The sequence below is a fragment of the Shewanella sp. HL-SH5 genome (assembly GCF_051163755.1).
GTDB classification, from domain to species: domain Bacteria; phylum Pseudomonadota; class Gammaproteobacteria; order Enterobacterales; family Shewanellaceae; genus Shewanella; species Shewanella glacialimarina.
Window position 1 is genome coordinate 1,380,836 of the sequence record NZ_CP195038.1, and the last position, 20,764, is coordinate 1,401,599.

13 protein-coding genes, 2 tRNA genes and 3 rRNA genes are annotated in these 20,764 nt (G+C 41.8%); 11 read left to right on the top strand and 7 right to left on the bottom strand.

What is annotated here, in order from left to right; all coding sequences use genetic code 11:
- Nucleotides 1-2: 2 nt before the first annotated feature.
- The gene (locus tag ACRWQM_RS05960; protein WP_434931565.1) at nucleotides 3-545 is read right to left on the bottom strand and encodes a DUF6942 family protein; all 543 of its coding nucleotides are present in this window, start codon (nucleotides 543-545) and stop codon (nucleotides 3-5) included.
- A gap of 105 nt (nucleotides 546-650) precedes the next feature.
- On the opposite strand from ACRWQM_RS05960, the gene ACRWQM_RS05965 reads away from it, so the two are divergent.
- On the top strand, nucleotides 651-2,105 hold the full coding sequence (locus ACRWQM_RS05965; RefSeq protein WP_434931566.1) for an alpha/beta hydrolase: 1,455 nt from the start codon (nucleotides 651-653) through the stop codon (nucleotides 2,103-2,105).
- Here the strand turns inward: ACRWQM_RS05965 and ACRWQM_RS05970 are convergent.
- Nucleotides 2,083-4,257 (bottom strand): sensor domain-containing diguanylate cyclase, encoded by a 2,175-nt coding sequence (locus ACRWQM_RS05970; RefSeq protein ID WP_434931567.1) that lies wholly within the window; start codon nucleotides 4,255-4,257, stop codon nucleotides 2,083-2,085. The two genes, ACRWQM_RS05965 and ACRWQM_RS05970, sit on opposite strands and share 23 nt — an antisense overlap.
- A gap of 471 nt (nucleotides 4,258-4,728) precedes the next feature.
- Here ACRWQM_RS05970 and ACRWQM_RS05975 point away from each other — a divergent pair, with 471 nt between their 5' ends.
- The 4 genes from ACRWQM_RS05975 to ACRWQM_RS05990 all read left to right on the top strand — a co-directional run bounded on the left by ACRWQM_RS05975 (nucleotide 4,729) and on the right by ACRWQM_RS05990 (nucleotide 9,420).
- Nucleotides 4,729-4,995: a DUF4212 domain-containing protein gene (locus ACRWQM_RS05975; RefSeq protein WP_226414645.1), complete on the top strand. Its 267-nt coding sequence runs from the start codon at nucleotides 4,729-4,731 to the stop codon at nucleotides 4,993-4,995.
- A gap of 13 nt (nucleotides 4,996-5,008) precedes the next feature.
- The gene (locus tag ACRWQM_RS05980) at nucleotides 5,009-6,727 is read left to right on the top strand and encodes a sodium:solute symporter family protein (RefSeq protein ID WP_434926596.1); all 1,719 of its coding nucleotides are present in this window, start codon (nucleotides 5,009-5,011) and stop codon (nucleotides 6,725-6,727) included.
- Nucleotides 6,728-6,874: 147 nt separating this feature from the next.
- Nucleotides 6,875-8,722, top strand: a complete 1,848-nt coding sequence (locus ACRWQM_RS05985; RefSeq protein ID WP_434931568.1) for a DUF294 nucleotidyltransferase-like domain-containing protein — start codon at nucleotides 6,875-6,877, stop codon at nucleotides 8,720-8,722.
- Nucleotides 8,722-9,420 (top strand): exonuclease domain-containing protein, encoded by a 699-nt coding sequence (locus ACRWQM_RS05990; protein WP_434926594.1) that lies wholly within the window; start codon nucleotides 8,722-8,724, stop codon nucleotides 9,418-9,420. Before ACRWQM_RS05985 ends, ACRWQM_RS05990 begins: the two co-directional genes overlap by 1 nt.
- 95 nt (nucleotides 9,421-9,515) lie before the next feature.
- Here ACRWQM_RS05990 and ACRWQM_RS05995 read toward each other — a convergent pair whose 3' ends face one another.
- Together ACRWQM_RS05995 and ACRWQM_RS06000 are read right to left on the bottom strand one after the other, a co-directional pair.
- Complete coding sequence (locus ACRWQM_RS05995) at nucleotides 9,516-10,601, bottom strand: ketoacyl-ACP synthase III (RefSeq protein ID WP_434931569.1); 1,086 nt, start codon at nucleotides 10,599-10,601, stop codon at nucleotides 9,516-9,518.
- A 71-nt stretch (nucleotides 10,602-10,672) separates the two neighbouring features.
- Complete coding sequence (locus ACRWQM_RS06000; protein WP_434931570.1) at nucleotides 10,673-11,344, bottom strand: GntR family transcriptional regulator; 672 nt, start codon at nucleotides 11,342-11,344, stop codon at nucleotides 10,673-10,675.
- Between the two features lie 159 nt (nucleotides 11,345-11,503).
- On the opposite strand from ACRWQM_RS06000, the gene gmhB reads away from it, so the two are divergent.
- The 6 genes from gmhB to rrf all read left to right on the top strand — a co-directional run bounded on the left by gmhB (nucleotide 11,504) and on the right by rrf (nucleotide 17,932).
- The gene (gmhB, locus tag ACRWQM_RS06005; protein WP_434926591.1) at nucleotides 11,504-12,058 is read left to right on the top strand and encodes a D-glycero-beta-D-manno-heptose 1,7-bisphosphate 7-phosphatase; all 555 of its coding nucleotides are present in this window, start codon (nucleotides 11,504-11,506) and stop codon (nucleotides 12,056-12,058) included.
- Between the two features lie 415 nt (nucleotides 12,059-12,473).
- Nucleotides 12,474-14,018 (top strand): 16S ribosomal RNA (locus tag ACRWQM_RS06010).
- 88 nt (nucleotides 14,019-14,106) lie between these two features.
- Nucleotides 14,107-14,183: transfer RNA gene (locus ACRWQM_RS06015), tRNA-Ile, on the top strand.
- Between the two features lie 145 nt (nucleotides 14,184-14,328).
- Nucleotides 14,329-14,404: transfer RNA gene (locus tag ACRWQM_RS06020), tRNA-Ala, on the top strand.
- 361 nt (nucleotides 14,405-14,765) lie between these two features.
- Nucleotides 14,766-17,668, top strand: a 23S ribosomal RNA gene (locus ACRWQM_RS06025).
- A gap of 148 nt (nucleotides 17,669-17,816) precedes the next feature.
- A 5S ribosomal RNA gene (gene rrf / locus ACRWQM_RS06030) occupies nucleotides 17,817-17,932 on the top strand.
- The 16S, 23S and 5S rRNA genes sit together here with 2 tRNA genes alongside, the layout of an rRNA operon.
- Nucleotides 17,933-18,186: 254 nt before the next feature.
- Here the strand turns inward: rrf and ACRWQM_RS06035 are convergent.
- The 3 genes from ACRWQM_RS06035 to ACRWQM_RS06045 all read right to left on the bottom strand — a co-directional run bounded on the left by ACRWQM_RS06035 (nucleotide 18,187) and on the right by ACRWQM_RS06045 (nucleotide 20,485).
- Complete coding sequence (locus tag ACRWQM_RS06035) at nucleotides 18,187-18,807, bottom strand: glutathione S-transferase family protein (RefSeq protein ID WP_434931571.1); 621 nt, start codon at nucleotides 18,805-18,807, stop codon at nucleotides 18,187-18,189.
- A gap of 278 nt (nucleotides 18,808-19,085) precedes the next feature.
- Nucleotides 19,086-19,766: a type 1 glutamine amidotransferase domain-containing protein gene (locus ACRWQM_RS06040; protein WP_434931572.1), complete on the bottom strand. Its 681-nt coding sequence runs from the start codon at nucleotides 19,764-19,766 to the stop codon at nucleotides 19,086-19,088.
- A gap of 134 nt (nucleotides 19,767-19,900) precedes the next feature.
- Entirely contained in the window at nucleotides 19,901-20,485 is a 585-nt protein-coding gene (locus ACRWQM_RS06045) for a TetR/AcrR family transcriptional regulator (RefSeq protein WP_434926588.1), read from the bottom strand.
- Nucleotides 20,486-20,764: the final 279 nt, after the last annotated feature.

Genomic DNA, 20,764 nt, shown 5'->3' on the forward strand with positions numbered 1-20,764 from the left:
ATTTATCTGTCCTGGTGTAGCTTGGGTCTCAATAGATCAATCAAGGCATTAGGAAACTGTCGATAATCTAAATATGGCGTGTGAAAAACCTGTTGGTGGTATCGAATCGTTTGCTGTTGATTCAATGAAAGAGTGTTAACAAGTAATGTACTTTCAATGGTAAAACCTGAAAAGGTATTTTTACCGCAAATTATATGGATGATTGAGCTATCAGGTTTTATGTCGATAGTTTTCTCAGTAGACTGATCCACAATCGCAATGGCCATTGGTAAATGAGCAATACTATTTTGTTGAAATAGTGTGTTTTGTATCGTTCGCCAACAAGATAATTCTTTACTCACAAGTTTGCAGATAATAATGATAATTTTTCGCCAATGATTACCATTAGCTTCGATTAGTCTTTTTGCTGCATTTGGGTCACTTTCGCTCCAATCTGTTGGAATGATAGGTGGTGTGGGCAAGTAAAAAATCACTTTAGGTAAAAGGGAACCAAAGTAGTGACTAATAATATTGTTTGAAAGTGTCTCATTGCTAGCGGTATTCATGTTCTTTAGCTTTTAGCATACTTGCTATTATAATAACCTATTATGTCAGGCTATTTTAGGCCTTTATTTGCATCGTTGTAATCATTTTTTAGTATAAGGGAAATCATGCGCGCTATTGTTATCGGATCCACTAAGCATATGTTATTTGCCCTATTCTATAGCACTATAGGCACGTCTATTGCGTTGATTATTATTGCTGTATGGTTATTGAATGCTAGGCCAGAACTGTCACTTTGGCATACCACACATCTTAAAAATGAATATCATCAACAATCAGGTTTAGATAATTTTAAGCAGTATTTAGCACTAGAAGATAAACTATTTGCTGAAGTTGAGCAGAAAATATACCAACAATACCAACCGGAGGTCGCCTCTCCGATAAATCGTTATGAAAAGGGCAGCTCATCGGATCCTGCTTTGTGGCATGAAGACTGGAATCGATCTTTTGAGTGGCCAAATGATGATGCAGAATTTGGTTTGTTATTGATCCACGGCATGTCTGACTCACCTTACTCGATGTCGCATATTGCTGAGCATTATCGACATCAAGCCCATATAGTCGGATTAAGATTACCAGGTCACGGCACCACGCCTTCAGGGCTAACAGATATTACTTGGCCTGATTTAGCCGGTGCTGTGGCGTTAGCTACCGCTCATTTATCTGATAAATTAAAAGGTAAACCCTTATATGTTGTAGGTTTTTCTACTGGTGCAGCACTCGCGCTAAACCACCAATTAGAAGCGATAAGTCTGAATAAGCCGACTCATTATGACAAGATGATTTTTATGTCACCAGCTATTGGCTTGGCTCCCATTGCCCAGGCGGCATATTGGCAGGCTAAACTAGGTGCATTACTTGGGCAGGAAAAACTGTTTTGGAATAGTATTGAAGTTGAGTATGACCCATTTAAATATATGTCATTTGCCGTTAATGCAGGTGATATTGTTTACCAGCTAACTCTGCGTAATAAACAACTATTAGACAGTTTATCCGCAGAGCAAAAACAGAAAATCGCGCCCATACAAACCTTTCAGTCAGTCATAGATGATACGGTTTCATCTGTGAATGTCGTCGATGAGCTTTACCGATATTTGCCTAAAAACGGTCATGAATTAGTGATGTTTGACTATAATCGCAGTACCGGTTTTAGGTTGTTAATGAATCTTGATCCAATCACGTTTTTTGAACCATTTTGGACAAATAATGATATGGATTATCGCTTAACGCTAATTGAAAGTCAGGCACAACAATCTCGGGCCGTACAAGCTAGAGAGCTTGGTATATTGAATCAGCAAGCCCCACAAGAACTATTGCTCGAATGGCCTAAAGGTGTGTTCTCGCTTTCGCACATTGCGTTGCCATTTCCGATAGAAGACCCACTTTATGGGCCTTTGATAATAGAAAATACTGAAACGGTACAAATAGGCTTAGCGGTATTTCAAGCTGAAAGAGGATTGTTTTCCATGTCTGCAGCCAATATGTTGCGCCAAAAATGGAACCCATTCTACCCCTATATGATGGATAGAATGGACAAATTTATGATTCCACCTCAGGATTGATGATAGTGACAATAGTGCGATTACGACCTTGAGCTTTAGCTTGATACAAATTATCGTCAGCTATTTTTATCCATTTATCTAGCCTAGCATCAAAGTTAGCATTAGCTGTGATAGCCCCTATACTGACGGTGATATCAAATGCTTCAGTTCTGTCTGGCGTGTTAATGGGCATTTGAGACAGTTTGATTTTAAATTCATTCAAGTGATGTTCAATGTTAAGTGCGTTCGACATAGGTAAAATTAAAATAAACTCCTCTCCGCCATAACGGGCAATAATATCAATATCACGTTTAAAATGTTGAGACAGTTGTGCTGACACTTGACGTAAGCATTCATCCCCCGCTAAATGGCCGTAACTATCATTAACAGCTTTGAAAAAATCTAAATCAAGAATAGCCACAGTAATGGCTTGTTCACTTCGAAGACAAAACTCTCTCACTTCCTGGAACTTATGTTCAGCAAATCGGCGATTAAACAGTTGAGTTAATGGGTCTTTGTCGACTAATTCTTTGAGTTTTTGATTGGCTTTCTCTAATTCTTTAGTGCGGTTAACAACCGTTTCTTCCAGTTCTAATTGCTGAGTTATCAGCTGTTGCTTACTAATCAATAACCTTTGATAAAGGCTATACACTTCCTTAGGAGAGCTTTCATCTAGTACTTGGTTATTTAAATCATGCTGGCTAAGGTGGCCAAATTGGTTCGCTACCATTTCGAGGGGAATAGTTAGCAGTTGGCTAATTCGATTTGAAATGAAAAAACTGATAAAAAGAGCACCAAGTAACATAAAAAAACTGGCTTGCATTTGTTTTTCAGCGAGCTGCAATAATGGTGAAAAGGGCTCAATAATATAAATATTCCAACCATTTTTTAGTTGCTTCTGAGCATAAATGTATTCTGGAATTCTAGATTCCGTTTCGGTGATATTCATCAAGGGTAATTGTGTTAAATACAGTCCATTGTGAATACCATATTTTAAGGGCGACATAACATTTAAATTGAGCTTTTCCGAGGCATAAATAATATTATTGGTTTCATCGGTCAAAATTATCGATTGGTTTTTCTGTTGATTGAAATCATAGTCTATTGCTGAAAAGTATTTTAGATCTAACGAACCTTCAATTATACCTGAAGGCTGTGCTGTATTTTGCTTGTCATAATATGGCGCACTAATCGCTACAATCGCGTCGTTGCCGAAGCCTCTACCCAAAAACACTGAAGAAACAAACACCCTTTGGTTATAAAATGACTCTATGAAATAATCTCTATCATTGACGATGACATTGTTATCTTTGGCATCATTTAATCGTATAGTAGGTGATGCGGCAATTATTCGTGCCTGATTATCGGTAATTAACATACTGATAAAGCCGGGGTAATTTTGATGTAAATTACTCAGAAGAGGTTGTATCTCTTGTGGTGAACCGCTGGCTATACTGAAATAGCGTGCAGCATTCTCAATCACTTTTTGGTGATTATCGATATATTGCTCGCCAGCATTACTTAAATGAAAAACTGATTCTTGTTGATTTTTCACGATTAAGTTTTGTTGCTTATCCAGTGAAATATAGTTGAAATAGAGCGTTGAAAATAATAAAGACAAGGTAATCATCAGAGTGACGAAATATGTCATCTGCTTGCTTAGGCTTCTGCGCTGTTTATCTTTTATCTTGGTTTCAAACATCCATAATTTAGGCACCATCAAAACTAATATAGAGGCTATGCTGGTATAAATTAAACTATTTATCGCCTGCTTTATGGTTACAAAGGGTAAGTGCTCGGTTGGCATATCAAAAAATAACTTGGCCATTAAATAGAAAATGGGCATGCCAATAACAAGCCAAAATATAATATTGCCATATAGCGCATAGATATCTTTTCTTCGGCAAAAACCTAAAAATAATGCCTCTAACCCAAAAATAAAGAAAACATGATAACTGTCCCAGGTGAGCATTAAACTGGTTGAGGCCAGTAATGATGTCACTAACGCATACCAGGGGCCACATAAAATGGCCACGACGATGGTCAGTGTATTTCCGAGTATAAATTGGACGTTTGCGAAGAAGGGGATAGGATAAAAGTTAATAATAAGTGCAATAACACCCATTAGTATTGAAAACATCAGATTATGTGGATTTAACGACAATTTTTTCAATGAAATATCCTTTCTCATTATTATCAAAAAATTTTACCCCCCTTATAGGACAATCACAAGTGATTGACTGTTAATTACGGCTTAAATCTCAGATAAGTAAAGTTTTTTAGATTGTTTGCTTATATTGAATTTAATTGTATTCGCTTATTTTAGATAAATTTGAAGCGTTTAAAGGGCTTTTTGTGTGTTGCTAACTATTTTTTATCGACACTTAGTGCTGTTCTCTTATCCAAGGTTGCTAAAAGCCCGTTATTTCTCGTTCGACCTTGGTCTAGTTTTTCAATAGTTATAGTGTTTGCTAGGTTTGTTGTAAATTTCCTATCCTATTGTTTATTAATAGATAAATATGGTTTATAGGTTATTTTTTACTACGGGTTAGACTAAGGTCTTGATTGTCGAACCCCTGTGAGTTGCTAAATTAACAATGACTTTACAATTCGACTTTAAAAAAACAATACAGGGGAAGTCGCAATGGCTTTTGAAAATAACGAAAAGGCAGCAGGGTATTGGCGTGAAAATTTACGTTTAGTACTTGTACTGCTAGCAATTTGGGCTGCAGTTTCATTTGGCTGCGGTATTTTATTAGTAGACGTGCTTAATGAGTTTTCCTTTATGGGATTCAAATTAGGCTTTTGGTTTGCGCAGCAGGGTGCAATGTATGTATTCGTGGCGCTGATTTTTGTTTATGTGGCAAAAGCAAATGCCCTAGACAAGAAATATGATGTTCACGAAGATTAAGGAGCACTGAAAAATGGATGTTCAAACATTAACATATATTATTGTTGGCGCGACATTTGCGCTATACATTGGCATCGCGATTTGGGCGAGAGCTGGTTCCACTCAAGAGTTTTATGTAGCCGGTGGTGGTGTGCATCCGGTAATGAACGGTATGGCTACCGCAGCAGATTGGATGTCGGCGGCATCCTTTATCTCGCTAGCGGGTATTGTGTCATTTACAGGTTATGATGGTTCAGTTTATTTAATGGGTTGGACAGGGGGTTATGTTTTATTAGCCTTGTGTATGGCGCCTTACTTACGTAAGTTTGGTAAATTCACGGTTCCTGATTTTATCGGTGACCGCTATTACTCACAAACTGCCCGTACTGTTGCGGTAATTTGTGCCATTTTCATCTGTTTTACTTATATTGCGGGTCAAATGCGCGGTGTCGGTGTGGTCTTCTCTCGCTTCTTAGAAGTCGAAGTTGAAACTGGCGTATATATTGGTATGGCAGTGGTGTTTTTCTATGCTGTTTTAGGTGGTATGAAAGGGATTACCTACACCCAAGTTGCACAATATTGTGTGTTGATATTTGCCTTTATGGTTCCAGCAATCTTTATCTCTGTGATGATGACGGGTCATATTCTACCGCAAATCGGTTTTGGTGCTGAGCTAGTTGATGCTGCAGGTAATGGTACTGGAGTCTTCTTACTCGACAAGCTTGATGGTCTTTCTGCTGAATTGGGATTCTCCCAGTATACAGAAGGCTCTAAAGAAATGATTGATGTGTTCTTTATTACAGGCGCATTGATGTTTGGTACCGCGGGTCTGCCCCATGTGATTGTTCGTTTCTTTACTGTACCTAGAGTAAAAGATGCACGTTTATCTGCGGGTTGGGCGCTAGTGTTTATTGCTATTATGTACACAACAGTACCTGCTTTAGCTGCTTTCTCTCGTGTTAATATGATTGAGACCATTAATGGACCAGATTCTACCGGTGTTGCTTATGAAGCTGCGCCACAGTGGATTAAAAACTGGGAAAAAACTGGCTTAATTACGTGGGATGATAAAAACAGTGATGGCAAAATATCTTATGCTAATGGTGATTCAAATGAGATGACCATTGACCGTGATATTATTGTGCTAGCAACGCCTGAAATTGCCAGTCTGCCTGCATGGGTTATTGCCTTAGTTGCTGCAGGTGGTTTAGCTGCTGCACTATCAACGTCAGCGGGTTTACTGTTAGTGATATCAACATCGGTGTCGCATGATTTGCTTAAGAAAAATCTCATGCCGGATATCTCTGATAAGAAAGAGTTAATGTATGCGCGTATTGCAGCAGCATTGGGTGTTGTAATGGCTGGTTACTTTGGGATAAATCCACCTGGATTTGTGGCCGCGGTGGTTGCGATAGCCTTCGGTTTAGCCGCTGCATCACTTTTCCCTGCAATTATCATGGGCATCTTCTCTAAAAAGGTAAATAGAGAGGGTGCAATTGCCGGTATGGTATTAGGCTTGCTATCTACCGCTGCTTATATTGTGTACTTTAAGTTTATTAACCCTGCTGCTAATACAAGCGATAATTGGTTCTTAGGTATTTCACCAGAAGGGTTTGGTATGGTTGGTATGTTTATTAACTTCGCTGTTGCTTTTGCTGTCAGTAAAGTCACTAAGCCTGTACCTCAAGATGTTGTTGATATGGTTGAATCGATTCGTTTCCCACAAGGAGCAGGCGAAGCGCAAAACCACTAATTATTCATTCCTTATTTAGACCCCTTTAAAAGGAGCGCCTCGGCGCTCTTTTTTATTGACTAAATATAGTAAGCTTGGGCTTAAGTCTTATAGCCAGTATTCAGTTGGCACAGGTATATTAAATAAAACCGCCAATGAGAAAATAATATGAATGCCAGTGAATTACAGCCAATTGAGCAGTTTTTGCAAACCCATGCACCTTTTGATCTATTGTCTAAAGCCTTAGTTGAGCGCTGTGCTAGGGAAATTAATATTGGCTATTACGCAAAGGCATCGGCATTTGTTGAGTTTGATCCTGATAATCCTAAATTATATTTGGTTAGAAGTGGCGCATTTGAAGTTAGAGATCCACAGGGTGTATTAGTTGATAGAGTCGCAGAAGGAGAATGTTTTGGTTTTTCGACATTATTGTCAGGCGAAAAAGTGGTTAACAAGGTCGCTATTTTAGAAGATGGCTTGGTTTATCATATCCCCCAACATTTATTCACCGAATTAAAAACCCATAATCGTCAGTTTGATACGTTTTTTACCCGTGCGTTTGCTCAGCGATTACGTAATGAACATAAGTTTAAAGCCAAAGATCTCACTACAACCAGTCGCATTACTAATATGATGTCTAAAAATCCAATTTGTATTGCTACCAACGCCAGCGTGCAAAATGCTGCAAAATTAATGCGCGATAATAGGGTTTCATCTGTGTTGGTGTTAAATGATCACGGTTTAGTCGGTATTGTCACTGATCGCGATTTACGAAATAGAGTCTTAGCAGAAGGTTTTGATGGCAATATTTGTGTAGATCAAGTAATGACTGTTCAGCCCAAAACCGTGGCCTCTAATGCACTGGTATTTGAAGCTATGTTATTGATGAGTGAATATAATATTCACCATTTACCTGTAATAGACAATAATCAAGCTAAAGGTATGGTGACCAGTACTGATATTTTACGTGCCCAGAGTTCACAACCATTATTATTAATTGGTGAAATAGATCGCCAGGATTCAATTGAAAAGTTGATCTTTGTCAGTAAGCAAATCCCAGTATTATTACAAAACCTTATAAGTGCTGATGCACGAGCAGAAGAGATTGGCAGAGTGTTAACGTCGGTCACAGATGCATTAACCCGTCGCTTAATTGTACTAAATCAGCAATTATTGGGTAAAGCTCCGATGGCTTTTTGTTGGTTAGCTTTTGGCTCGCAAGGTAGGCAAGATCAAGTGGCTTGTTCAGATCAAGATAATGGTTTGTTATTAGCACATGAACCGGATGAGTTCGCAGCGGCTTACTTCGATAAATTAACCCATGCGGTTTGTAAGGGACTTGATCAATGCGGTTATATCTATTGCCCTGGCGATATTATGGCGCAAAATCCTAAGTGGCGGTTATCACTCCTCGAATGGCAGAATAAATTCAAAAAGTGGGTACTCACACCAGATCCTAAAGCCCTAATGCACGCCAGTATTTTCTTTGATATGCGCGCAGTGTATGGACCGCAAACCTTGTTTGATGAATTACAGAACTCAGTAATGTCGCATACCCAAAATAATGACATCTTTTTAGCCGGTATGGCGGGTAACTCATTACAGCAATCACCGCCTTTAGGTTTTTTCAGAAAATTTGTACTTGAACGAGATGGCAGTGAAGTCAAAGGCATGGATTTGAAGCACAAGGGCAGTGCGTTAATCAATGATATTGCCAGAGTCTATGCCCTAAGTGCTGGCATTAAAGAGGTCAATACCGCTAAACGTATTCGCGCGTTAATGGACGCCAATATCATTAATCGCAAAGATGCCCTTAATTTAGCGGACGCCCACGAGTTTATAGCGCATATGCGCTTAGCTAATCAGGGATATCAGGCGACTAATAATTTGGTTGTGAGTAATTTTTTAAAGCCGCAGGATTTGTCATCTTTATTGCGCCATCAATTACGGGATGCCTTTAAAGTGGTCCATGATGCTCAATCAGGTTTGAAACTTAAGTTTACCCGGAGTTTTTAGTGGTCAATCATTTATGGCTTAAAGGTCGGTTTTGGTTAGATTCACTGGTTAATCAGCAGGGCGAAAAGTCGATATTAGCGGATTATCAGCGGGCATTAACAAACCAATTTAATCATACTATCTTTGATGCTAAATTGATGGCGATTGATTTGGAAATGACCGGCCTTAATGCTGAGAAGGATCAGATCATTAGTATGGGTATTGTGCCTATCATTCAAGGACAAATCCCCCTGTCTCAAGCTCAACATTTGATGATTTCAATCGATGGTAGTGTAGGCCAAAGTGCGACTGTTCACGGTATTGTTGATCATCAATTACAAGATGCTTTACCCATTGATTTAGCAATGAATTGGTTACTAAAAGAAACCCAAGGGTATATTTTGGTAGCACACCATGCGCCAATGGATATGGCATTTATTCAAAAAAACTTACACAGTGTATTTGGACAAAAAGTACTCTTGCCTTTTATTGACACCTTAGCGATTGAAAAAACACGCTACCTGCGTCAGCATGACCACTTAGTTAAAGGGTGTGTTCGATTAGGGCAAAGTCGAGAACGTTATCACTTGCCTGTATATGGTGGACATAATGCATTAATAGATGCAATTGCCTGTGCTGAGTTATTTTTAGCGCAAGTATCGGCATTAGGCGGAACTAAAAACATCAAATGCCATGAGTTAATTGGGGTAACTAAATAGCTCTAATTAACAGCTTTAATTCAAACATAAAATAAGCCAGTCAATTGACTGGCTTATTTTATAAGTACGATATAGTATCGTTTTATATATTAGGTTTATCGACCTTCTTGCTCAGCTTTATTGAAAAAGTAATCCACCGCAGGTTTAATTAATTCTAGTGCAGTTTGCTCACAATCTGGCACTTTGGCTTCACTAGTATTAATAGGAGTAACGCGGTCAGTCCATTTAAAAAGTAAAGCTGCTGATGTCAGTCCAGCACCAAATGCACAGGATAAAATAGTTTGTCCAGGCTCAATTAAGCCTTTATCTAGTGCATCACAAATAGCAATTGGGATAGTCGCAGCTGATGTATTGCCATAGTTTGCTATATTGACGATGGCTTTTTCTTTAGGAATTTTCATCCGACTGACCAAAGTATCTATGATACGTTCGTTAGCTTGATGAGGAATAACCCAATCGACATCGTCTTTATCAACATTGCATTTCTCAAGTACTTTAGTACTTAAAGATCCCATACCCTGAATGGCGCGTTTGAAGATTTCTTGGCCATTAAACTCAATATAGAAATCTAACGAGCTACTATCTAAGCGATCCATTTGGCTGCCAAAATTCGATTTTAAAATTTCACGTCCATCAGGATCATTATTAAGCTCATAGCCTAATACTCCGCCTTCTTCATCACGGGCTTCTAAAATAACCGCACCAGCACCATCGCCAAATAACACCGCAGTTTCACGACGAGACCAATCTAAGTAAAAAGATAAACGTTCAGCACCAATAACTAATACTTTTTTATTCTGGCCGCTTTTAATTAACGAGCTTGCTAATCCGACGCCGTATAGAAAACCACTGCATGCCGCATTTATATCAAATGCGCCGCATGTTGCACCAATATTTGCTTGTACAGTAGAGGCTATATTAGGAATTAAACTATCAGGGCTGGCCGTTGCTAGAATAATTAAATCCAACTCACTGCCATCAATCCCGGCAGCAGCTAAAGCATGTTGTGCAGCAACGCTGGCGAGTACAGAAGTATTAACGTGACTAATATTACGTTTACTAATACCTGTACGAGATTTAATCCACTCATCAGATGTTTCCATAAAGGTGGCAAGGTCATCGTTGGTTAGCGATGCGGGAGGGACAGCTTTTCCCCATCCGGTGATATGTGCATACTGCATAAAACTTCTCTCAATGTATAAATAAAACAAGCAATTAAGGTGATATTTGACCCACTCAGTCTTGAAGTCGTCTAGTCTAAATGCTTAACAACTAACTTTGTAATAGCTTCAGCAGCGTGAAGAATATGTTCACGCAATAAGTGTGTCGCTTTTTCAATATCTTTTCTTTGGCATAACTCAAGTAATTCACGGTGCTCTCGCTCCGCAGTGGGGATCCCACCTGTTAACAATAGTTGTAAACGAATATAGCGATCACAATTAGTATTTAAACCATGAACGACTTCGAGTGTATGGCTGCGGTTGGCGGCTTTATATAGGCAAGTATGAAATTGCGTATTAAGCTCGCTCCAACTTGCCACAGAATCCTGGCGCTTAAATGCGTTTTCTAATGCATTTAATACTCTGTCCGCTTCTTCAAAATCGGCGTCTTGTAAATTAGGAATAGCCTTGGCAAGCAAGTCTGACTCAATCATTGCTCTCAGTTCAAATAGCTCTGTGACCTGTTCAACAGATAAAACCGTGGCCGTGGCACCTTTATGCGGCTCAAACTTAACTAACCCTTCAGCTTCTAATTGTACTAAAGCTTCTCGTACAGGAATGCGACTGACGTTCAATTGTTCAGCAATAGCAGTTTGACGTAAGGGTTCGCCACCTTTTATATCACCAGAAAGGATCTGTTCTCTGAGTACTTCCACTACAAGTTGAGTACGCGTTTTGTGAATGATAGGGGGTATATTACTCATTAGCTCTTTTGTTTTCGCGAAATAACCGAGCAAGGTTACCGCTTCATGGCGCCTTAATAAAGTGAAACATGGTCATTCGCTATAATTATCCTTTATTGGGCTAGCTCAAATGCGAAGACGGTGTGATAATTAATACAGAAAATTAATGAGGATTAATAAGTGAATAAAGCAGTTTTTCTTGACCGAGATGGTGTGATCAACAAAGATCATGGCTATGTATATCAAACGGATGACTTTGAATATATTGAAGGTGTGTTTGATGCCTGCCTCGCATTGAAGAAAATGGGCTATAAACTTGTCGTTGTGACTAACCAATCGGGTATTGCTCGCGGCATGTACAGTGAAGACGATTTTCATTCCTTAACTGAGTGGATGGATTGGAACTTTGCTGATAAAGGCATTGAACTGGACGGTATTTATTATTGTCCGCATCATCCAGAAAAAGGTTTAGGTGAATATAAGCAAGATTGCGATTGTCGCAAGCCAAAACCAGGAATGATGTTAGAGGCGGCTAAGTTTTTAAAACTTGATCTAGCCAATTCAATTATGGTCGGTGATAAGGCTGATGATATCCGTGCAGCTAAAGCTGCGGGTATAGGTCACAGTATTTTAGTCAGAAGTGGTAAGAAGGTAGACGAAGCCGGAATTGATATCGCATCTATTGTAGTTGATAGCATTGCAGATGTGCCCGCTTTTATAGAAACACTTAATTAGTAAGGCCGAAAAAGGCCTTTCAGGCCTTTTTTGATGGTTAAGTGTACGCTTAGTTTAAAAAGTGTTCGGTTGGTTGGTTTATTTGAAAGTTTTTGCAAAAAGGGGTTGCGGTAAAATCTCCTATCCCTATAATGCGCACCACTGACACGGAACACGGCGTCTAACGCAAGTTACCAAGTCCGCTCTTTAACAATTTATCAAGTAATCTGTGTGGACATTCACAGGTATTGAGTTATTCGAAATTGCTTCTTCTTAGGAAGAGCAATCAAAAAATTTAAACTCAATGCAACGATGAATGTTCATAGTAATATGAAACTGCAGCAATGTAGTAAATAACTCGTTAGCTCTTATGAGCGAAGCGAATTATGACAGTAGAATTCATTGAGCCGTTCGACGTAGTCGAACAAAAAAACTTTAATTGAAGAGTTTGATCATGGCTCAGATTGAACGCTGGCGGCAGGCCTAACACATGCAAGTCGAGCGGCAGCGGGAAGATAGTTTACTATCTTTGCCGGCGAGCGGCGGACGGGTGAGTAATGCCTAGGGATCTGCCCAGTCGAGGGGGATAACAGTTGGAAACGACTGCTAATACCGCATACGCCCTACGGGGGAAAGGAGGGGACCTTCGGGCCTTTCGCGATTGGATGAACCTAGGTGGGATTAGCTAGTTGGTGAGGTAATGGCTCACCAAGGCGACGATCCCTAGCTGTTCTGAGAGGATGATCAGCCACACTGGGACTGAGACACGGCCCAGACTCCTACGGGAGGCAGCAGTGGGGAATATTGCACAATGGGCGAAAGCCTGATGCAGCCATGCCGCGTGTGTGAAGAAGGCCTTCGGGTTGTAAAGCACTTTCAGTAGGGAGGAAAGGCAGTAGTTTAATAAACTACTGCTGTGACGTTACCTACAGAAGAAGGACCGGCTAACTCCGTGCCAGCAGCCGCGGTAATACGGAGGGTCCGAGCGTTAATCGGAATTACTGGGCGTAAAGCGTGCGCAGGCGGTTTTTTAAGCCAGATGTGAAAGCCCTGGGCTCAACCTAGGAATTGCATTTGGAACTGGGGAACTAGAGTCTTGTAGAGGGAGGTAGAATTTCAGGTGTAGCGGTGAAATGCGTAGATATCTGAAGGAATACCGGTGGCGAAGGCGGCCTCCTGGACAAAGACTGACGCTCATGCACGAAAGCGTGGGGAGCAAACAGGATTAGATACCCTGGTAGTCCACGCCGTAAACGATGTCTACTCGGAGTTTGGTGACTTAGTCACTGGGCTCCCAAGCTAACGCATTAAGTAGACCGCCTGGGGAGTACGGCCGCAAGGTTAAAACTCAAATGAATTGACGGGGGCCCGCACAAGCGGTGGAGCATGTGGTTTAATTCGATGCAACGCGAAGAACCTTACCTACTCTTGACATCCAGAGAATTCGCTAGAGATAGCTTAGTGCCTTCGGGAACTCTGAGACAGGTGCTGCATGGCTGTCGTCAGCTCGTGTTGTGAAATGTTGGGTTAAGTCCCGCAACGAGCGCAACCCCTATCCTTATTTGCCAGCGAGTTATGTCGGGAACTTTAGGGAGACTGCCGGTGATAAACCGGAGGAAGGTGGGGACGACGTCAAGTCATCATGGCCCTTACGAGTAGGGCTACACACGTGCTACAATGGCGTATACAGAGGGTTGCAAAGCCGCGAGGTGGAGCTAATCTCACAAAGTACGTCGTAGTCCGGATTGGAGTCTGCAACTCGACTCCATGAAGTCGGAATCGCTAGTAATCGTGAATCAGAATGTCACGGTGAATACGTTCCCGGGCCTTGTACACACCGCCCGTCACACCATGGGAGTGGGCTGCAAAAGAAGTGGGTAGTTTAACCTTCGGGAGAACGCTCACCACTTTGTGGTTCATGACTGGGGTGAAGTCGTAACAAGGTAGCCCTAGGGGAACCTGGGGCTGGATCACCTCCTTACCTATACGACTAACTCAATACCTAAAGTGCAGAGATGCATGTGAGTGTTCACACAGATTACTTGATAGAAAGAAAGAGAAATTACGTTGGGTCTGTAGCTCAGCTGGTTAGAGCGCACCCCTGATAAGGGTGAGGTCGGTGGTTCAAGTCCACTCTGACCCACCAATTCTTCATTTCTCCTGTGTTAATTTACCGCTCGTTTAGTGAACTAAACGTCGCAATAAATTGCCTTGGATAAATTCGAATTGGCAAGCCAAATAAATTGGCTGACCTTCTTAGAAGGTAAACGTAAATTCTCACTGTATGTAAAGGGGTTATAGCTCAGCTGGGAGAGCGCCTGCCTTGCACGCAGGAGGTCTGCGGTTCGATCCCGCATAGCTCCACCATTCTCTTGAATGAGAAACATACATATTGGTCCGAGATGCCAAAGATAAACGAAATTTTATCTTTGGCTTTTTTAAGCCCGCTCTTTAACAATTTGGAAAGCTGATAGTACTAACTAAAGGCGCATAAATGATGATTCATTGTCGTTTGTGTGATTACGTTAGTGCGAAAATAATATTGATGCGAAAGCATCAGTATCTTGAGTTCTCAAAACACTGTTTAAGTGTCTTGAATATTCTAAAAACTAAGGCGAGTCACACTTCCTGGTCGGGAGTGAGACAAGTAAAAACCAGCTAGTTGCGATACAGTCTGATTAGTTCATTCTCTTGTTTACAAGGGTTGTGAAACTCATTTGGGTTGTATGGTTAAGTGACTAAGCGTATACGGTGGATGCCTTGGCAGTCAGAGGCGATGAAGGACGTAATAACTTGCGAAAAGCGTTGGCGAGCTAGTAATAAGCATTTGAGCTAACGATATCCGAATGGGGAAACCCGGCCACATAAGTGGTCATCATACAGTGAATACATAGCTGTATGAGGCGAACCTGGGGAACTGAAACATCTAAGTACCCAGAGGAAAAGAAATCAACCGAGATTCCCCTAGTAGCGGCGAGCGAACGGGGATTAGCCCTTAAGTCTATGGGGTGTTAGTGGAATGAGTTGGAAAGCTCAGCGGCACAGGGTGATAGCCCCGTACATGAAAACTAACCATAGATGAAAACGAGTAAGGCGGGACACGTGACATCCTGTTTGAATATGGGGGGACCATCCTCCAAGGCTAAATACTCCTGACTGACCGATAGTGAACCAGTACCGTGAGGGAAAGGCGAAAAGAACCCCTGTGAGGGGAGTGAAATAGAACCTGAAACCGTATACGTACAAGCAGTGGGAGCGGTTCTTGAGACCGTGACTGCGTACCTTTTGTATAATGGGTCAGCGACTTACGTTTTGTAGCGAGGTTAAGCGAATAGCGGAGCCGTAGGGAAACCGAGTGTTAACTGCGCGTTTAGTTGCAAGGCGTAGACCCGAAACCGAGTGATCTAGCCATGGGCAGGTTGAAGGTTGAGTAACATCAACTGGAGGACCGAACCGACTTATGTTGAAAAATGAGCGGATGACTTGTGGCTGGGGGTGAAAGGCCAATCAAACTCGGAGATATCTGGTTCTCCTCGAAAGCTATTTAGGTAGCGCCTCGAGCGAATACCATTGGGGGTAGAGCACTGTTAAGGCTAGGGGGTCATCCCGACTTACCAACCCTTTGCAAACTCCGAATACCAATGAGTACTACTCGGGAGACAGACAGCGGGTGCTAACGTCCGTTGTCAAAAGGGAAACAACCCAGACCGTCAGCTAAGGTCCCAAAGTGTATGTTAAGTGGGAAACGATGTGGGAAGGCTTAGACAGCTAGGATGTTGGCTTAGAAGCAGCCATCATTTAAAGAAAGCGTAATAGCTCACTAGTCGAGTCGGCCTGCGCGGAAGATTTAACGGGGCTAAACATACCACCGAAGCTACGGGTTTGCAGTTTACTGCAAGCGGTAGAGGAGCGTTCTGTAAGCGGTTGAAGGTGAAGGGGTAACCCACACTGGACGTATCAGAAGTGCGAATGCTGACATGAGTAACGATAAAGGGAGTGAAAAACTCCCTCGCCGAAAGACCAAGGGTTCCTGTCCAACGTTAATCGGGGCAGGGTGAGTCGACCCCTAAGGTGAGGCCGAAAGGCGTAATCGATGGAAAACAGATTAATATTTCTGTACCTCTGCTAACTGCGATGGAGAGACGGAGAAGGCTAGGCTAGCGCGGCGTTGGTAGTCCGCGTTTAAGGTAGTAGGCGGTGTTCTTAGGCAAATCCGGGAACACGTACTTAAATGTACACGTTGAGAGCTGATGACGAGTCACTAAGGTGATGAAGTAGTTGATGCCATGCTTCCAGGAAAATCTTCTAAGCTTCAGGTTAGTAGGGATCGTACCCCAAACCGACACAGGTGGTCGGGTAGAGAATACCAAGGCGCTTGAGAGAACTCGGCTGAAGGAACTAGGCAAAATGGTACCGTAACTTCGGGAGAAGGTACGCTGCTGTTGGTGATGGGACTTGCTCCCTAAGCTGACGGCAGTCGCAGATACCAGGTGGCTGCAACTGTTTATCAAAAACACAGCACTGTGCAAAATCGCAAGATGACGTATACGGTGTGACGCCTGCCCGGTGCCGGAAGGTTAATTGATTGGGTTATCGCAAGAGAAGCTCATGATCGAAGCCCCGGTAAACGGCGGCCGTAACTATAACGGTCCTAAGGTAGCGAAATTCCTTGTCGGGTAAGTTCCGACCTGCACGAATGGCGTAATGATGGCCACGCTGTCTCCAGCCGAGACTCAGTGAAGTTGAAATTGCGGTGAAGATGCCGTATACCCGCGGCTAGACGGAAAGACCCCGTGAACCTTTACTATAGCTTGGCACTGAACATTGAACCTACATGTGTAGGATAGGTGGGAGACTTTGAAGCTTCGTCGCTAGATGGAGTGGAGTCAATCTTGAAATACCACCCTTGTAGTTTTGATGTTCTAACTCTGGCCCCTTATCGGGGTTGAGGACAGTGCCTGGTGGGTAGTTTGACTGGGGCGGTCTCCTCCCAAAGAGTAACGGAGGAGCACGAAGGTTGGCTAAGTACGGTCGGACATCGTACGGTTAGTGCAATGGCATAAGCCAGCTTAACTGCGAGACATACACGTCGAGCAGGTACGAAAGTAGGTCATAGTGATCCGGTGGTTCTGAATGGAAGGGCCATCGCTCAACGGATAAAAGGTACTCCGGGGATAACAGGCTGATACCGCCCAAGAGTTCATATCGACGGCGGTGTTTGGCACCTCGATGTCGGCTCATCACATCCTGGGGCTGAAGTCGGTCCCAAGGGTATGGCTGTTCGCCATTTAAAGTGGTACGCGAGCTGGGTTCAGAACGTCGTGAGACAGTTCGGTCCCTATCTGCCGTGGGCGTTGGATGATTGAGGGGAGCTGCTCCTAGTACGAGAGGACCGGAGTGGACGAACCGCTGGTGTTCGGGTTGTCATGCCAATGGCATTGCCCGGTAGCTACGTTCGGAATCGATAACCGCTGAAAGCATCTAAGCGGGAAGCGAGCCCCAAGATGAGTCATCCCTAGAGCTTTAAGCTCTCTAAAGGGCCGTAGGAGACTACTACGTTGATAGGCAAGGTGTGTAAGCGTTGTGAGGCGTTGAGCTAACTTGTACTAATGACCCGTGAGGCTTAACCATACAACCCAGATGGGTTTTACTGATACGACTTAGTATTAGAATGGGACGCTTAAATAGTGTGACGAGACTCAAACTCAGATAAAGTAATCAGCTTTCCGAATTATTATTATTTAATGCTAAGAAAATAGCGTTAGATAAACCAAATTTGTCTGGAAACCATAGAGCTGTGGCACCACCTGATCCCATTCCGAACTCAGAAGTGAAACACAGTATCGCCGATGGTAGTGTGGGGTCTCCCCATGTGAGAGTAGGTCATTTCCAGGCGCCAAATAAAACAGCAAGGCCACTCTAATTGAGTGGCCTTTTTGTTTTTCATGGAATCACTATTCTTAAGCATAAGTCATATAATTTACATTAAACATAGTGTGGCCGATATGCCCATGTGAGAGTAGGTCATTTCCAGGCGCTAAAAAGTAAGGCTACCTTAATCGGGTAGCCTTACTTTTTTTATCTTGTTGAAATGTTTTTTGAACTAATGTGGCTTAATGAAGTTATAAGTCAATATGTAGCTTAAGGCGCTAAAGGGTATTCTGCTGAGCTTCAATTTCACTGGCACGAGTGAATCCGCTGTGCGTGTTAAGTTGTTTATAGTAGCGATCGAGGTTTGGGTATTTAGCCAGTTCACCTCTTGCAGCTATCACTTCTATAACAAATGACATCATGATATCGGCGCCAGTGAGTTTATCTGCCACTAAATAGCGCTTACCTTCTAAAGATGCATTTAAGTAACCGATTACTTTTGCGACTTCTATATCGGCGTAACCCGCCATGAAATTGGTTTGGCAGCCATCTTTTTCAACAAATAATCGAAGTAACAGAGGTAACATAGCAGAGCTTTCAGCGAAGTGCAGCCACTGTATATAACTAACGTAATCAGTGCTATTTGATTCCGGTGCTAAGTGATTTGCAAATTGATTGATTAAATACTCGGTGATGGCGCCTGATTCAGCAATGACTAAGTCATTGTGCTCAATGACTGGTGATTTACCTAATGGGTGAATTGCAGTTAATTCAGGTGGTGCTAGAAAGGTGACTTTGTCTCTTTGATAAGCTTTAACTTGGTAGGCTTGCCCTAGTTCTTCTAACAACCATAAAATACGTTTCGAACGAGACTGATTGAGATGGTGTAGTGTGATCATAATAATCCCTTTACTGTCAGTTTGCCTTTAAAAGCGGGCAAGATAGAAATTAATAAATCTATTAACCAGATTTAACTAAGCTGAATCAAGATTAACTTGGTTTGAACCTAGGGTTAATTCGATAGATTGCCGTGGTTAGTATATTTTATTAGTCATAATAATAACCCTAGCCATGTTTCAGTTTGGCTAGGGTTATTGATTGGCTCTTTACGCCTTAAATAGTTTGGCCATTATGCCGCTATTTATGAACCATTAAAGCCAAAGGTGGCTTAAAATATTTATGCTTTAAGTAACATTAGCATGGCTTGAGCAACCGCTTCTGATGAAGCCGGATTTTGGCCAGTAACTAAGTTGCCATCAACTTCAATATGGCTAGCCCAATCTGCACCTTTAGTGTAAATACCACCATTTTCTTTCAGCATATCTTCAACTAAGTAGGGGACGATAGCCGTTAGTTGCACAGCATCTTCTTCGCTGTTAGTAAATCCTGTAACTTTTTTACCGTTAACTAAAAAGCTGCCATCGGCATTTTTAGCATGGCGTAATGCGCCTGATGCATGACACACGAGACCCAATGGTTTACCTTGCTGGTAAGTGTGTTCAATTAAGGCAATTGAGTGTTTGTCTTCAGTTAAGTCCCAAAGTGGGCCATGGCCGCCAGGGTAAAAGACAGCATCAAAGTCAGCTACATTTATACTGTCAAGGCGTACTGTATTTGCGAGCTGTTTTTGAGCATCAGTATCGCTTTTGAAGCGTGCAGTTGTTGCTGTTTGGAAGTCTGCACCATCACTACTCGGATCTAAAGGTGGCTGACCACCTAAAGGGGAAGCTAGCACTATCACTGCGTCATTATCAGCAAAATGATAATACGGTGAGGTAAATTCCTCTAGCCAAAAGCCTGTTTTGTTACCTGTGTCACCTAGTTTATCGTGTGAGGTTAATACCATTAAAATTTTCATCTGTATTCCTAATTAATAGACCAGTCGTCTATTTTTTGGTTGTCAATATCCGCTCTAAAACGGTGAGGATGTACCTTAAATCGTATAGCTTGTCGGTTTACATAAATCTTTTAGAATCAATTAATCATCGCTGACTATGGCTTTAAAAATGATATAGTTATGTCCATTGCCTGCTTTAGCCCTCTGTCATCTTTGCTTAGTTTTGCCATTAAGCTAGCGCCGATCCACAAATTATAAAGCAGTTCAGCTGTCTCATCCGCACTGAGTTTTTTAATCGATTTATCTTCAATACCCGCGGTGATACAGCCACTAATCGCGCCTTGTACTACTTGGGTTCCTTTTAATAATGCGACTCGCATAGGTTCTGATAAATCAGCTACTTCGGCACTCAGTTTAACCACTAGGCACTTTTGTGATGAACAGCTATCTGCTTGTGACGTCATCCAACCTTGCCAATATGTCATTAAACGTTTTAATCCAGATTGAGCTGGGTTACCAAACAGGATTTGTAAACGTTGCTGATAATCATCGAAGTAATCTTCGATGAGCGCTTCACCAAATTGCTCTTTTGATTTGAAGTAATGGTAAAACGAGCCTTTAGGGACTTCGGCATGTTTAAGGAGTTCAGATAATCCAACGCTGACAAAGCCGCGTGCTGCGATCAATTGATAGCCGATATCTAAAATATGTTGGCGTGTATCTTGGGTGCTTGTTTTCATCCAGTGAGGATACACTCAAATAGACCAGTCGTCTAGTGGGTGTCTTATGACTATCAATTCGTTCTTATTTCAAATCTGGCTATCCTTTTTTGTTATCAACTAATATTGGGCTGATGAGCATCTGAATTTATAGTATTTTCTTAATATTAATTTTTGCCTGTAAAAAATTTTCTACGATTAATTTATTAATATCATCGCACGATCTATGCTTAAAGGCATTCCGAATAATATTACAACTCAGTTTTTGATGGGTTAACTACTAATGTCAAAGCACTGTCA